Raw genomic sequence first — 12,590 nt, forward strand, 5'->3', positions numbered from 1 at the left:
GCCTCACTTGCAGCCGTGGGATTGTTAAGACGCAAATCTAGCATGAAAGCGGTCCAATATTTAGTGTGCGGTGCTGACGTCGCGCTCGACGTACGCTTGGATGCGATCGACCAAAATCTCGGTTCCCTGCCGACGCGAGCCACCGTCGCCGTAACCATCGAGGAAGACGACTTGCTCCGTGAAGAGCATGGTTGTTCCTGATGGTGTCGCCTCGAAGGTGATTGTCGCGAGCGAGGCCGAAATGCGTGTTTCGCCAAGCTTCATGTCGTAAGCATAGATGATGCGGGCTTGCGACACGATGTCGAGGTAGCGCGCCTCGTACGCGTGCGGAACGCCGTTGCTGTCGGCAACGCGGTTCCGTTCCTGGCCGCCGACGCGGAAGTCTAGGCTATATTCGAGGGATACCCATTCGTCGTGGCAAGCAAACCACTGGCGCTTGGCCTCCGGATCGGCCCAGGCAGCAAAGACGCGTGAGACGGGCGCCCGCATCTTTCGCCCGATCGCGAATGTCTCGTGCATGGCGGAATGCTTCGTCATGTCGTTCTTCGCTCCGGTTGGTCGTCTGCGAGGAACTGCTCCAGGCGGTCGAAGGTTCTGTTCCAGCTTGCTTTGCGCTCGGCAAGCCAGCGCTCCATCTGCGCTAGCGCCTCCGTCTGCAGGCGATAGGTCCGCACACGGCCGCTCTTTTCCGAGCGGACGAGTCCGCTCTTTTCCAGAACCGCAAGGTGCTTCATAACAGTCGGAAGTGCCATCGACAGAGGCCCTGCGAGATCCGACACGGAGGCAGGCCCACGACCGAGACGATCGATCATCCCGCGCCGGCTGCGGTCCGACAGCGCCTGGAACATCTGATCGAGCGCGGCAGGTTCGTGGATCATTCCGCAGCTTCATCCGGTCGGAAGCGAGCAGGCAGCCGCTCGCGATAGGGATAGAACTTGAAGTATGGTCGCGCCTCTTCCAGAACGCGCGCAAACGACGGGCGCGCCAGAAGCCTGCTATAGTAGCCGTGCAATCTTGGCTGGTTCACGAAAGGCACAAGGGTCTCTGAGTAGAAGAGGGCGGGGGCGGCGGCACAATCGGCCATGGTGAAGCTGTCCCCGGCGATCCATGGGTGATCGCCAAGTTGCTGCTCGATCAGGTCGTAGGCTTTCCGAAGGGCCGCCTCGGCCTGGACCACGCGGGCTGGATCGCCGCCGGCGCGCAGTCGTTCGGCGACGATCTGCTGCATCGGCTCCTGCACGTGCAGGTCGAAGCAACGATCCCACAGTCTAACTTCGAGCGCTTTATCGAAATCGTTCGGGATAAGGGCATCCGCACCCGGATAATACCGATCGAGATACTCGATGATGATTGTCGTCTCGGGGATCGTGCGATCGCGCGCTTCATCGCGCAGCACCGGCATCTTGCCGAGCGGCGAGACGCTCAGGAACGCGGCTCTCGACGCCTCGTTTCCGAGGTCGACATGTACCGGCTCAAAGGGTGTGGCGTTCTCGTAAAGCGCGACAAGGACCTTGTGGCAGAACGATGCAAGCGGATGACTGTGGAGGAAGAGCGACATACGGCCAGCCTTTCACGTTGTTTGAAAACTTGCGTGAATGGCTAAGTATCAGGCCATCGATGTATCTTCAATAAAAAAGTTGCGCGAATGGCTAACTATCAGCGGACGGAGGAGCCGCGATTGTTGGCCCGTTGTCCAGCCGCTTCGAACGCTGGGCGGGTGCGACGATTCCATGCGACCTCTCCTCAGGGTTGCTGATGAGAAGTTTAGCTTTAAATCATCATTCGTCTACCAATGGGTCGCAATCAACGATTGCATTCAGTGGCCCCGGCGATGTATCGCGATATTCCGTCGCTGCTGGTATCAGCCAAGGCGCGCGATGACCAGATGGCCCGGGCTTGGATGACCTTCCTGCATGCGCACGTTGATCCCTCTCATCTCGACGAGTTCGAACCCGGTCGCTGCGAGCCGATCGCTGATATAGGCGGCGGAATGAAGGAAACGCTGATGGGGTCCGACCATGTAGGGTTGGCCCTTGGCCTCGGCTTCGGGGAGCTCTTCCGACGAGAAGATGAAAAGGCCACCTGGGTTGAGGTTTTCGGCGGCACCGAAGAACAGCGGTTCGAGCGCGCCTAAATAAGGCAGGACGTCTGTTGCGGTGATGAGGTCGAATGGATCCTCGTCATTGTCATCCAGGAACTCCTCGACTTCTGCGACGAAGAGCGTTTCGTAGAGCTCTTTTTCGTGGGCGATCTCGACCATCTTCTCGGAGATATCGAGGCCCGTCATGTCCTCACAGAGATCGCCGAGCGCGCCGGCGGTGAGGCCGGTGCCGCAGCCGAGATCGAGCATGCGCTTGAAGGGGCCGAGGTTGAGCTCCTGCAGGCGCTGGCGGACCATCATCGGTACGTGGTAGCCGAGCTGTTCCACCAAAACATCCTCGAAGACCTCGGCGTGCTGGTCGAACAAGGTCTCGACATAGGCATCCGGCGCCTTGGTCGGCGTTTCGCCGCGTCCCATGGAGGCGATCCTGACGGCTGCGCCCCCACGGTCTTCGGGATCGATGGCGAGCACTTCCTCATAGGCTTTCACAGCCGCATCGACATCACCTGCCTTCTCGAGAGCAAGCGCCCGGTCGTAGGCTTCCGCAAGTGCGTCTTCGTCGATCTTCTTGGCCATAGCAATCCACCACCGTTTTTATTCCAGAGCTGCGTCTACGGCGACTGAATGCCTTTTGCATTGGCAACGTTCGGGGAGCAGAATAAGCTCCCTCTAATGGATAAAAACAAAATGGAGGAAATGCCATGGTTGCCGAAATCAGCAAGGCAAATTTCGAGAAGGAGTTGGACAGTCCGCGCCCGGGGCTTCCGGCGAGCCCCGGGGAGATCACGAATACGCTCAGCCACTACTATCGTGGCGAGCTCGGCCGGATGATAAGCTGGCGCGATCGCATCGACCGAACATCCAACTGGGCCATCACGGTTGCGGCAGCGCTGCTTTCGGTATCTCTCTCGACACCGACCTCTCACCATGGCGTGCTGCTTTTCGGTATGATGCTGATCACGCTGCTGCTGCTCATCGAGGCGCGCCGCTACCGTTTCTTCGATATTTACCGTGCCCGCGTGCGAAAGCTCGAGCGGGGATATTTTGCTCAAATTCTTGCGCCAGACGGCGAGCCCAAAGCCGATTGGGCCGGCGCCATCGCCAAAAGTTTGCGCAAGCCGCAATTTCTGCTGAGCTATCGCGGGGCGGTGCAACGCCGCCTGCGCCGGAACTATTGCTGGATGTACCTCATCCTGCTTCTCGCATGGTGCCTGAAGATCACGACACCCAAGCTTCAGACCGAAGGCAATCCGCTAACGCAGGCGCATTCCTGGACCTATGTCATCGACAACGCGGCGCTTGGCCCTATCCCCGGTTTGGCCGTGCTCTGTATCGTCGCGCTGGCCTATCTCGGCATTCTATATGGCGCACTGCGTCGCCAGATGGACGAAGGCGAGTTCGTCCAAGGGGAGGCTCATGTCTGACCAGCCGCTGCACGGTCAGTTGAGGATGAACTCACCTTTCAGCGCACGCCATTCGGTCGCCGAGATGAGCTTGCGGTGTATGTAGCGTACCGAATGCAGCGGCCCGTCGAGCTTTTCCTGCCAGAATTTGAGGAAGCCGCGCATCTCGGGAAAGTCCGGAGCAAGATCGTAGTCCTGCCAGATGTAGGTCTGAAGAATCGTCTGGTGATCCGGCATGCGGTAGATGATCTGGGCGGTCGTGAGGCCGTAGCCTCGAAGCTGCCTTTCCATGTCCTTGTGCATCGTCGTCTCGCTTCTCGTTCCAATGATCGCGCATTAGCGATCCTTGAAATGGAACCATGACATGCTTAACCGAAGCGAGACGAATTGCTAGAGGAATATGGATTTATTCTGAAATTTCAATTCGTTAGCAGCTCTCTTTGGCGAGTGCTGCCAAGTCCTTAGCGTTTCAGGTGGCGGGTCAGGCGACGCTCGATCCAGCCCCAGAGATGGCGTAGCGCTTCGACCATGCTGAGATAGAAGATCGCCGCCCAGAGATAGGTCTGATAATCGAAGGTGCGCGAGAAGGCGTAACGCGTTTCACCCATCAGGTCGAGGACGGTGATGATGGCAACGACCGCCGAGCCTTTGATCAGCAGGATGATCTCATTGCCGTAGGGCCGCAAGGCGACGATCAGCGCTTGCGGCAGGATGATCTTGCGGAAGGCGATGATCTTGTGGATGCCGAGCGAGGCTGCGGCCTCGTGCTGGCCGCGCGGAACGCTCTGGACGGCGCCACGCAGGATTTCAGCCTGATAGGCGGCGGTATTGATGGTCATCGCAAACAGGCCGCAGTACCAGGCTTCGCGGAAGAACCACCATAAGCCGACAGCTTCCAGTTGTGGACGGAAACTGCCCAGGCCATAGTAAATGAGGAAGAGCTGGGCCAGCAGCGGCGTGCCACGGAACACATAGACGTAGCAGTAGGCGATGCCATTGATGAACCTGTTCTTTGACATGCGGGCAAAGGCCAGCGGCAACGACAGGATCGCTCCGAAGAACACCGAGATCGCCACCAGCGCGATCGTCGTGTACAGGCCATGCAAATAGCGGGGGCCGTAGCGGGTGAACTTCTCGGGATCCCAGCCGCTCACCACCATCGCGATAAGGGCGGCGGCAAGGACGATCCAGATGGCGACGACGACGTAGCCGGTGATGCGCGTGGCGGTGATCGGCTTGTGCGCTTGCTTCGGCGCCGGCTGCGCCGGAATGAGCGTCTGGGCATGGCTCATCGGCTGATCTCCGACCGCTTGGCCCACCGCTCGATGTAGCTGAGGCCGAAGGAGGAAATGACGGCAAGGCCGAGATAGAGAGCGCAGGCGACGGTATAAAACAGGAACGCCTGCTTGGTGACCTTAACGGCGACACCGGTCTGCCGCAGGATATCGGCAAGGCCGATGATCGAGACGTAGGACGTATCCTTGAGAAGGATCATCCAGAGGTTCACCAAGCCGGGAAGGGCGATGCGCACGAGTTGCGGCAGCACGATCAAGAGTAGGGTTCGCCCGCGATGAAAGCCCAGAGCGTCCCCTGCCTCGTACTGGCCCTTCGGAATGGCCCGGAAAGCCGACAGCAACACTTCCGAGCAATAGGCGGAGAATACAACCGAAAGCGCAATCATGCCCGCGAAGAAGGCGTTGATTTCGATGCGGCCGTCGTAGCCTATCGAGGCGAGGACCGACTGGATCAGGATCTGCATGCCGTAATAGATGATGAACAGGGTCAGCAGTTCCGGCAGGCCACGAAAGATCGTGGTGTAGATGCCGGCGGCCAGACGAACCGATTTCTCTTCCGATTGCTGGCCGAGCGCCACGAGAAAGCCGATGATAAGTCCGATTGGCAGGGTAACCAGCGCGACCGCAACGGTGACCTTCAGGCCGGCGGCGATCTCATCGCCCCAACCGGTGTCGCCACAGGCCAGGATCGTCGAAGAGGCGAACCAGGTGAAGAGTCCTGCAGGTCCGCAAAGCGGATCGAAGATATACCCAATCCAGGCCCAGAATGAGCCTAGCGCGGAAAATAATCCGCCCATGCCAGTTTTCCCCTCGCGGTTTGTACCGCTTTGATCTTTCCATTCTTGTCAAACAAAAATGGCGGAAGAGCAAGCCTTCCGCCATCAGCTTTATGAGCGACCTACAGCTTTTCTTATTGGCCGTAAACGTCGAAGTCGAAGTACTTGTCCTGGATCTTCTTGTATTCACCGCTGGTGCGGATCGCAGCAATCGCCGTGTTCAACTTTTCGCGCAGTGCGTCGTCACCCTTGCGCACGGCAATGCCTGCACCAACGCCGTTGATTTCCTTGTCGACTGGCAGGGGCGTCAGGATCTTGCAGCATGCGCCGGCATCCGACTTGACCCACTGCGACAGAACGACGATGTCATCGATGACGGCGTCGACGCGGCCATTCGTGATGTCGAGCTTGTACTCGTCTGCGGTCGGATAGAGTTTCAGCTCGGTATCGGGCAGGTGCTTTTCAGCATAGTTCGAGTGGGTGGTGGAGGTCTGTGCACCGATCGTCTTGCCCTTCAGGCCGGCAACGTCGGTGACGGTCGAATCCTTCGGTACGGCGATTGCCGGCGGGGTGTTGTAGTACTTGTTCGTGAAGTCGACGAGCTTCGAGCGTTCCGGCGTGATCGACATCGACGAGATGATCATGTCGAACTTCTTGGCCTGCAGCGCGGGAATGATGCCGTCCCAGTCGCTGCTGACGATGGTGCACTCGGCCTTCATCTCGGCGCAGAGCGCGCGGGCAATGTCCATGTCGAAGCCCAGGAACTGGCCGCTGGCGTCAACATATTCGAAGGGCGGATAAGTCGAGTCCGTGCCGATGACATACTTCTCGCCATCAGCCATCGCGGCGCCTGCGAAAAGAGACATCGCGGCGACGGAAGCGGCGGCGAGAATACGGGTGGAGATACGCATGTTAGTCCTCTCTGTTGGTGCCGCCGTTCGTATTTTTCTTTTGCGACGGAGGCAGAATGGGGCGGTGCGGACACTGCCTTGGCGCGATAATCAAACCTTTTTCAGCGGAATTGCAACTGGAATCGCAGGGGCGCGGCGGACAGCCAACTATGGCGAAGATGAACAATGCCGCACTGCCACATTCATACCGGGTTAATAGTCCAGTTCCTAAGCTCGACTTTGTACATTATGCAGCGAAGCAAAGTGCTTGTGTCATCCGCTTGAGGCGGCTTGGTTGAGTTTCAGGAATGTCCGGGTCTGGCGGGTGCTGTCGATAAATATCCTGATCCCACAGGATCATGCGAACCGCACCGATGGCATCGGAGAAGGTGAACTCTGTTTTCTTGTACCAGGCGGCGGCATAGGGAAGGACGCCATGACCGAGCAGATCGCATGCCCAGAGTGTGACGAGGCTGTAGAGCGCCAGCAGCGACGGGGTCGTGCGCATGATGGCTTTGTCGTTCCACTGCCGTTGGGTTTCCACGCCAAGATGCGCTCGCGTTTCGGCGAAGGTGACCTCGATCTGCCAGCGCCGAACGAAATAGGCAATGATCTGAGCGGGCTCAAGGTTGACGTTGGTGCTCATGAACGCCTGGGGTTCACGACGGCCTGATGGATCGCGAACGAGAACCCAGCGAATTGGTCTTGGGGGCGTTCCACGCCGATACCAGAGGCCGGTTCCTGATGTGACATCAAGGGTTTTGTCGGTTTGCTTGCCGTACCAGGACGATGCGACGATGCGCTGCCACTCGGTCTTTGCGTCTTTGAGGAGCGTTTTCAGTTTCGGCAATGGCCTGCCTTTTTGCGCCGGTCGCCCGAGCGTATGTTCGTGCCGTTGATCTGGTGGAGCAAAGAGACTGGCATCCAGACGCAACCGCGTGATGAGAGTGGCCGTGTCGGGAAGAGCCGCAGCCAGTGTATGAACGGCAAAGCTGCTATCGCCGACAAAGATGATTTCGCGGCCCGGCAGCCAGCGGCAAAGCTGCAAGACGCCTTGCCTTGCCCAATCAGTCAGCAGCTTGTGCTTTCGGCCCTTCTTCTGATCATGGCGCTCAGAGGGACACAGGATCGTCAGCACCGGCAGGGCTTTAATACATTTTGCCCATGGGACAGGTGAAAGAACCATGAAGCTCAACCATCTCAAGCCGCTGGCCTTGACAAAGTGGCCATGGCTGGAGCGCACCGGGTCACGATAAATTCCACGCGCGGCGATGCGTTGGCCCCAACGCCGTTCGATTGTATCATCCATGCCAATCACGACAGGGCCCTCGGGCACGAGCCGGGCAACAATGATGGACAGCAGACGGGCCGCCAACGTGCGAGGGTTCCAGCGGGCTCGGTTGAGGAGTTGATGATAGGCGGCAAAATTACTTACCTCCGCGCGTCCGGTGATGCGCAGGCAGGCCGTCACCGTTCGCTTGCCAGGCGAAAGGAGCGCACCCATCACCAGGACCAGCAGATGCTCCCAGCTTGGCGCGGTAAACCAGAAACGAAACGGCGACAGCCATTTGCGAAGGATGTGGGGGACCGCGTCTCCCGGCTCACGGCTACAATCATGTTGTTCGCTCATCCATTCGTTCGAATCCGATCAAACGAATGGCGCAAGGCCGGGACCCTGCGGCGAATTGATTCACCCAGGGCTGCTCAGATGCCCCCGAAATCACCACCGATTTTGTACAAAGTCGAGCTAAGACTCGTGGAACAAATGCAGTCCTCGCGCGGTTGTCGCCGCGGGTGAGTGCCCCAAAATCGGACGTGGCCACGACCGCGTCTCAAAAAGCATAAAAGTCAACGAGGAGCCCCTATGGGTATGAAATCGAGATTGTTTGCCAGTGCCGCCTTTCCGCTGTTGTCACTGTCGCTCGTAATGCCTCCAGTGCATTCCTTTGCCGCAGTTGCCAGCGTTGATCAGGTTCGCGCAGCGCCGCAAGCGGTCGCGGGCAGCTTCGAGGTTGCGCAGGATGCGCCCTCCGACGAAGAGCTTCTGAAGAAGCGGCATAAGCAGCACGACGGCGGCGGCAAGGAACAGGCGCCGGCGGCCCAGGAGCAGCCCCCACAGCAGGCGGCGCCTGCCGAGCAACCGCAGCAACAGCAGGAAGCGCCCGCCGAAAAGCCCCACAAGCAGCGTCAGCCAGCAGCGGAGGCGCAGCCCGAGCAACAGGAAGCACCGGCAGAGAAGCCCCGCCGTCAGCAGGAGCCTGCGGCCGAGCAGCAGTCTCAGCAGCTACAAGAAGAAGTTCCCGCCGAAAAGCCGCGCAAGAAACGGCAGCCCGCCGCCGAGCAGGCAGAGCCTGCCGCGCCGCAGGAGCAGGTAGCTCCCGCACAGCAACAGCAGCCGGCGGAGAACCAGGAAAAGCCGCGTCGTAAGCGCGACAAGCAACAATCGCTGGAGGAGGCCGCGCCGCAACCTCAGACGGAACAGGCCGCCCCGCAGCAGGAGCAAGCTCAGCCGCAGGGTGCAGAGTCGCAGCCCAAGGGTAAGGGGGGAAGCAAGCAGCAGGCGACCGAAGGCTCGGAGCAGCCGGTAAAGCCACGTAAGAACCCGGCCGCCGCTGAAGCGCAGCAGCAGCAAACGCAGAAGCCGGCAGCGGAACAGACCCCCGTTCCACAGGACCCGCCGGCTCCCGAGAAGCCGCCCGTTCCGGCACAGGAACCGGCGACAGAGGCCCAGCCTGGCGGTGCGCAGCCGGCCCAACAGCAGGGCGAACAGGTCCCAGTACCTCAGCAGGGTGAGCAGGCGCCTGCCCAGCAGCAGGGCGAGCAGATCCCGGCGCAGCCGAAAGGAGCACCGACCGATCAGCCGGCAACGGGTCAGGCCGAACAGGTTATTCCGGCTCCAGAGACGATCACGCCCAAGGAACTCGAGCGTCGCAAGGCAATTGCCGCGGATCCGAGCAAGAGCACGGAAACCGTCGTTCTGCCTGTTGAAAACGGTGCCGCCGTTCTCGATAGCGACAAGGACGCCGATCGCTCCGGTGGCATCCAGTCCCGTCGCGATCGCGACAGGCAGCGTGGCCAGGAGCAGAATTTCCGCGTTCCGAAATCCGATGCTGACGCCCAGATCGTAACCGAAGGCGCCAAGGCCGCGCCGATCAGGATCGAAGCCGTCACCAGCGAGGAAGGCCGACGCCTCGACAGGCGTCCGCAGTTCGAGCGGCCGGAAGGCGCACGCTTCGGCGAGCGCGGCGACGACAATCGCGTGATCATCCAGATCAATAACCAGACGATCGTTCGCGGTGATGACGACCGGCGCTTCCTACGTGACGGCGAGCGTCCGATTTACGAGCAGCTGCCGCGGGACCGCTACCGCGAGACGATCGACCGTGACGGCTATCAGATCGTGACGATCCGCAACCGCTATGGCGACATCATTCAGCGGTCGCGCGTAGACAATCGAGGGCGCGAGTCGGTCCTCTACTATTCGCCGGATCTCTACGAAGATCCGGACCGCGGCTACTTCGAGGATCCGGGTCGCGATCTGCCGCCGATGCGCCTGCGCATTCCGCTTGATGACTACATCATGGACACGAGCAGCGATGACGACCGCAACTACTATGACTTCCTTCGCGAGCCGCCTGTGGAGCCTGTGGAGCGTGTCTATTCGCTGGATGAGGTGAAGTATTCGGCGCGTATCCGCGACAAGGTTCGCCGTATCGACCTCGATACGATCACGTTTGCGACGGGCAGTGCCGAGATCCCGATGAGCCAGGCGCGCAGCCTGCGCAAGGTTGCCGATGCGATCAACGAGGTGCTGCGCAAGGATCCGGCGGAAACGTTCCTGATTGAAGGTCACACGGATTCAGTCGGCTCCGACCAGAGCAACCTTGTCCTGTCGGACCAGCGCGCGGAATCGGTGGCGAACGTCATGACCGACGTTTACGGCATCCCGCCTGAAAACCTGGCGACGCAGGGCTACGGCGAGCGTTACCTCAAGGTCAACACGCAGGGGCCGAACCAGGAAAACCGCCGCGTCACCATCCGTCGCGTGACGGCACTCGTACGTCCGGTCGCCTCACGCAACTGAGCCGACAGTCAGAACTGATCGAGAGCCGCCGGGAGACCGGCGGCTTTTTTGCACGCCACACCCTTTGCCGTGGGTAGCGAAGCTCTAGGTCGTAAAGCGGGCGTCAACGATCGGTGTTGCGAGGCCGCAAAGTATTGTCGGATCGAGCCGCAGGCCGCAGGCCTCAATCATGCGGCGCGAAGCCCTATTGTCGGCGTGCACGAACTCAACCACTTCGTCTGCGCCCAGCTTTTCGAATGCGGCCATAATTGCCAGAGCGTTGACAAGCCGGCCGAGCCCTTTTCCACGCTGATCTGCTGTGACCGTTGTCAAGCCGACCCAGGCGACGCCACGATAGCTGCTGTAGGTATTGAAGGGCAGATTCGCGTGAGCCGTGGCGACGATATCGCCGTCCTCGCCTGCGACGGCGACCGTCACAGCCGGCACGATCTTGCCAAGCAGCATGTCGGTGGAGAACGGCGCGATGCCATTGTGCGCCATGCAGAGCTGAATGCGCCGAACCGTCTCGTCTTCGGGACGGGCCAAAACGTCGAGGCAGGTTAGCCTGTCGGGTAGGCCGGCCGCCCGGATCGGGGTGCAAGCGGCGACTGCCGTCGTGCGGTCCGCCCTACAGACGGTCCACACGTCAACCCGGTAGGACGATCCGAGCTTCCAACGGATGTCTTCGATGCGCGTCGTCGGCATCATGCGAAAGCCGAAGACACCGTCTTTGGCGAGGCGCTCATCGACAAAGGCCCAGTCGATGCGGTCGAAATCGTCGAACGAGAAGAACCGACCCGCTTGCACGAGGCCGGGTGTGGCCGCAATCCTCGCCTGTGCCTCGTCGGACTGACGCTGCAGTCGCTGCTGTTTTTCGGTGCCGTAGTGGTTCATGGCTCCCTCGCAACAAGCTACTTTGCAGGTAGTTCCACCATTCCCGAAATGAAATCTGCGATCGCCTGCGTATCATCGAGATTGAAGACCGGCAGAAAGGCTTCGGCAACCGGGTGATCGGCCGCAATGGCGGCGATGAAGGGATCTGTCGGCGCGAGAGGCTCCTGGTGGGCTGCTTCCAGCCGCCGGGCCTCAATCTTTGGGATCGGTTCGCGCTTGTAGCCCTCGATCAATACGAGGTCGCAGGGCGCAATCCGGCCAAGGATCTCTTCGAATGTTGGCTCGGGGGCACCGCGCAACTCGTGCATGATGGCGAAACGCGTGCCGGAAACGATAGTGACTTCGTGGGCGCCGGCCTGCCGGTGGCGGTAGCTATCGGCACCGACCTTGTCGATGTCGAAATCATGATGGGCGTGCTTGATCGTCGAAACGCTGTAGCCGCGGCGGGTAAACTCCTCGACGAGGCGGACGGCCAGGCCGGTCTTGCCCGAGTTCTTCCAGCCTGCGATGCCAAAGACTTTCGGGTTTTCCATCAGACCAGCACCCTCAGCCAGCGTTCCGCCTCGGCGAGATCGTCGGGCGTGTTGACGTTGAAAAACGGATCGAGAAGGCTCGCGCGCGTCGGGCGCAGCGGAAAGGCAACTTCCGTAACGTCATGCCGTAAGAGGAAGTCCCGCACGCGGCGTTTTTCGTCGGTGGCGATCCAGGCTTCCAGATCATCGGCAAGCTTGAGGGGCCACAAGCCAAACACCGGATGACTGCGGCCTTCCGAGGCCGCGATGGCAATTTTCTCGGGCCCATCGATGGCGGCGGCGAGCCAGTCGACTAGGTCGCGGGGAAAGAATGGACTGTCTACCGATACCGTGACCACGTGCGTAACACCTCCGAGCGTCGCGCCATAGGCCATCGCGGCATGGATGCCGGCCATCGGTCCCGCTTTGCCGGGAACTATATCAGGAATGAACAGGTGGCGGCAATTTTCCGGCGTCGCGTCGGCGTTGACGGCAAGGATACTTACCTGCGGCTCAAGCTGTTCGACGACACGCTCCAGCAAGGTGCGGCCGCTGAGCTGCACGGAGGCTTTGTCGCGGCCCATCCGCGAGGAGCGCCCGCCGGCCAGGACGACGCCCGGTATATTGGATCTATCCAGCGAAAAATCGTTCATAAT

Annotated in this window: 14 protein-coding genes; 2 read left to right on the top strand and 12 right to left on the bottom strand. The window is 60.3% G+C overall.

The window, feature by feature from the left end; genetic code table 11:
* Window positions 1-60 precede the first annotated feature (60 nt).
* From LPU83_RS49245 to LPU83_RS49260, 4 genes are all read right to left on the bottom strand, one after another.
* Window positions 61-537, bottom strand: a complete 477-nt coding sequence (locus tag LPU83_RS49245; RefSeq protein WP_024312829.1) for an SRPBCC family protein — start codon at window positions 535-537, stop codon at window positions 61-63.
* On the bottom strand, window positions 534-878 hold the full coding sequence (locus LPU83_RS49250) for an ArsR/SmtB family transcription factor (protein ID WP_037069750.1): 345 nt from the start codon (window positions 876-878) through the stop codon (window positions 534-536). The genes LPU83_RS49245 and LPU83_RS49250 overlap by 4 nt, the downstream gene beginning before the upstream one ends.
* Window positions 875-1,558 (bottom strand): glutathione S-transferase family protein, encoded by a 684-nt coding sequence (locus tag LPU83_RS49255; RefSeq protein ID WP_024312827.1) that lies wholly within the window; start codon window positions 1,556-1,558, stop codon window positions 875-877. Before LPU83_RS49255 ends, LPU83_RS49250 begins: the two co-directional genes overlap by 4 nt.
* 303 nt (window positions 1,559-1,861) lie before the next feature.
* Window positions 1,862-2,677 (bottom strand): class I SAM-dependent methyltransferase, encoded by an 816-nt coding sequence (locus LPU83_RS49260; RefSeq protein ID WP_024312826.1) that lies wholly within the window; start codon window positions 2,675-2,677, stop codon window positions 1,862-1,864.
* Between the two features lie 125 nt (window positions 2,678-2,802).
* Here LPU83_RS49260 and LPU83_RS49265 point away from each other — a divergent pair, with 125 nt between their 5' ends.
* Window positions 2,803-3,525, top strand: coding sequence for a DUF2270 domain-containing protein (locus tag LPU83_RS49265; protein ID WP_024312825.1), 723 nt, complete (start codon window positions 2,803-2,805; stop codon window positions 3,523-3,525).
* Between the two features lie 15 nt (window positions 3,526-3,540).
* On the opposite strand, the gene LPU83_RS49270 is transcribed toward LPU83_RS49265, so the two are convergent.
* The 5 genes from LPU83_RS49270 to LPU83_RS49290 all read right to left on the bottom strand — a co-directional run bounded on the left by LPU83_RS49270 (window position 3,541) and on the right by LPU83_RS49290 (window position 8,095).
* A complete protein-coding gene (locus tag LPU83_RS49270; RefSeq protein ID WP_024312824.1) occupies window positions 3,541-3,807 on the bottom strand; it encodes an usg protein in 267 nt (88 codons plus the stop codon).
* Window positions 3,808-3,965: 158 nt separating this feature from the next.
* Entirely contained in the window at window positions 3,966-4,796 is an 831-nt protein-coding gene (locus tag LPU83_RS49275) for an ABC transporter permease (RefSeq protein WP_024312823.1), read from the bottom strand.
* A complete protein-coding gene (locus LPU83_RS49280; RefSeq protein ID WP_024312822.1) occupies window positions 4,793-5,596 on the bottom strand; it encodes an ABC transporter permease in 804 nt (267 codons plus the stop codon). Before LPU83_RS49280 ends, LPU83_RS49275 begins: the two co-directional genes overlap by 4 nt.
* Before the next feature lie 113 nt (window positions 5,597-5,709).
* Window positions 5,710-6,486: an ABC transporter substrate-binding protein gene (locus tag LPU83_RS49285; RefSeq protein ID WP_024312821.1), complete on the bottom strand. Its 777-nt coding sequence runs from the start codon at window positions 6,484-6,486 to the stop codon at window positions 5,710-5,712.
* A gap of 226 nt (window positions 6,487-6,712) precedes the next feature.
* Window positions 6,713-8,095 (bottom strand): IS701 family transposase, encoded by a 1,383-nt coding sequence (locus tag LPU83_RS49290; RefSeq protein WP_037068948.1) that lies wholly within the window; start codon window positions 8,093-8,095, stop codon window positions 6,713-6,715.
* Window positions 8,096-8,329: 234 nt separating this feature from the next.
* On the opposite strand from LPU83_RS49290, the gene LPU83_RS49295 reads away from it, so the two are divergent.
* Window positions 8,330-10,549, top strand: a complete 2,220-nt coding sequence (locus tag LPU83_RS49295) for an OmpA family protein (RefSeq protein WP_024312820.1) — start codon at window positions 8,330-8,332, stop codon at window positions 10,547-10,549.
* 84 nt (window positions 10,550-10,633) lie between these two features.
* Here the strand turns inward: LPU83_RS49295 and LPU83_RS49300 are convergent, their stop codons facing one another.
* The 3 genes from LPU83_RS49300 to mobA are packed head-to-tail and all read right to left on the bottom strand — an operon-like array spanning window position 10,634 to window position 12,587.
* Window positions 10,634-11,422 carry a GNAT family N-acetyltransferase gene (locus LPU83_RS49300; protein ID WP_024312819.1) on the bottom strand — a complete coding sequence of 263 codons (789 nt, stop codon included), beginning with the start codon at window positions 11,420-11,422 and terminating at the stop codon, window positions 10,634-10,636.
* Between the two features lie 17 nt (window positions 11,423-11,439).
* Window positions 11,440-11,955 carry a molybdopterin-guanine dinucleotide biosynthesis protein B gene (gene mobB / locus LPU83_RS49305; protein WP_024312818.1) on the bottom strand — a complete coding sequence of 172 codons (516 nt, stop codon included), beginning with the start codon at window positions 11,953-11,955 and terminating at the stop codon, window positions 11,440-11,442.
* Window positions 11,955-12,587: a molybdenum cofactor guanylyltransferase MobA gene (gene mobA / locus LPU83_RS49310; RefSeq protein WP_024312817.1), complete on the bottom strand. Its 633-nt coding sequence runs from the start codon at window positions 12,585-12,587 to the stop codon at window positions 11,955-11,957. The genes mobB and mobA overlap by 1 nt, the downstream gene beginning before the upstream one ends.
* Window positions 12,588-12,590: the final 3 nt, after the last annotated feature.

Source organism: Rhizobium favelukesii (assembly GCF_000577275.2).
Lineage (GTDB): Bacteria > Pseudomonadota > Alphaproteobacteria > Rhizobiales > Rhizobiaceae > Rhizobium > Rhizobium favelukesii.

What these genes read in the sequence shown, in the direction of transcription:
- LPU83_RS49245 (WP_024312829.1), bottom strand. Translation starts at nt 537, where the DNA reads ATGACGAAGCATTCCGCCATGCACGAGACATTCGCGATCGGGCGAAAG.
- LPU83_RS49250 (WP_037069750.1), bottom strand. Translation starts at nt 878, where the DNA reads ATGATCCACGAACCTGCCGCGCTCGATCAGATGTTCCAGGCGCTGTCG.
- LPU83_RS49255 (WP_024312827.1), bottom strand. Translation starts at nt 1,558, where the DNA reads ATGTCGCTCTTCCTCCACAGTCATCCGCTTGCATCGTTCTGCCACAAG.
- LPU83_RS49260 (WP_024312826.1), bottom strand. Translation starts at nt 2,677, where the DNA reads ATGGCCAAGAAGATCGACGAAGACGCACTTGCGGAAGCCTACGACCGG.
- LPU83_RS49265 (WP_024312825.1), top strand. Translation starts at nt 2,803, where the DNA reads ATGGTTGCCGAAATCAGCAAGGCAAATTTCGAGAAGGAGTTGGACAGT.
- LPU83_RS49270 (WP_024312824.1), bottom strand. Translation starts at nt 3,807, where the DNA reads ATGCACAAGGACATGGAAAGGCAGCTTCGAGGCTACGGCCTCACGACC.
- LPU83_RS49275 (WP_024312823.1), bottom strand. Translation starts at nt 4,796, where the DNA reads ATGAGCCATGCCCAGACGCTCATTCCGGCGCAGCCGGCGCCGAAGCAA.
- LPU83_RS49280 (WP_024312822.1), bottom strand. Translation starts at nt 5,596, where the DNA reads ATGGGCGGATTATTTTCCGCGCTAGGCTCATTCTGGGCCTGGATTGGG.
- LPU83_RS49285 (WP_024312821.1), bottom strand. Translation starts at nt 6,486, where the DNA reads ATGCGTATCTCCACCCGTATTCTCGCCGCCGCTTCCGTCGCCGCGATG.
- LPU83_RS49290 (WP_037068948.1), bottom strand. Translation starts at nt 8,095, where the DNA reads ATGAGCGAACAACATGATTGTAGCCGTGAGCCGGGAGACGCGGTCCCC.
- LPU83_RS49295 (WP_024312820.1), top strand. Translation starts at nt 8,330, where the DNA reads ATGGGTATGAAATCGAGATTGTTTGCCAGTGCCGCCTTTCCGCTGTTG.
- LPU83_RS49300 (WP_024312819.1), bottom strand. Translation starts at nt 11,422, where the DNA reads ATGAACCACTACGGCACCGAAAAACAGCAGCGACTGCAGCGTCAGTCC.
- mobB (WP_024312818.1), bottom strand. Translation starts at nt 11,955, where the DNA reads ATGGAAAACCCGAAAGTCTTTGGCATCGCAGGCTGGAAGAACTCGGGC.
- mobA (WP_024312817.1), bottom strand. Translation starts at nt 12,587, where the DNA reads ATGAACGATTTTTCGCTGGATAGATCCAATATACCGGGCGTCGTCCTG.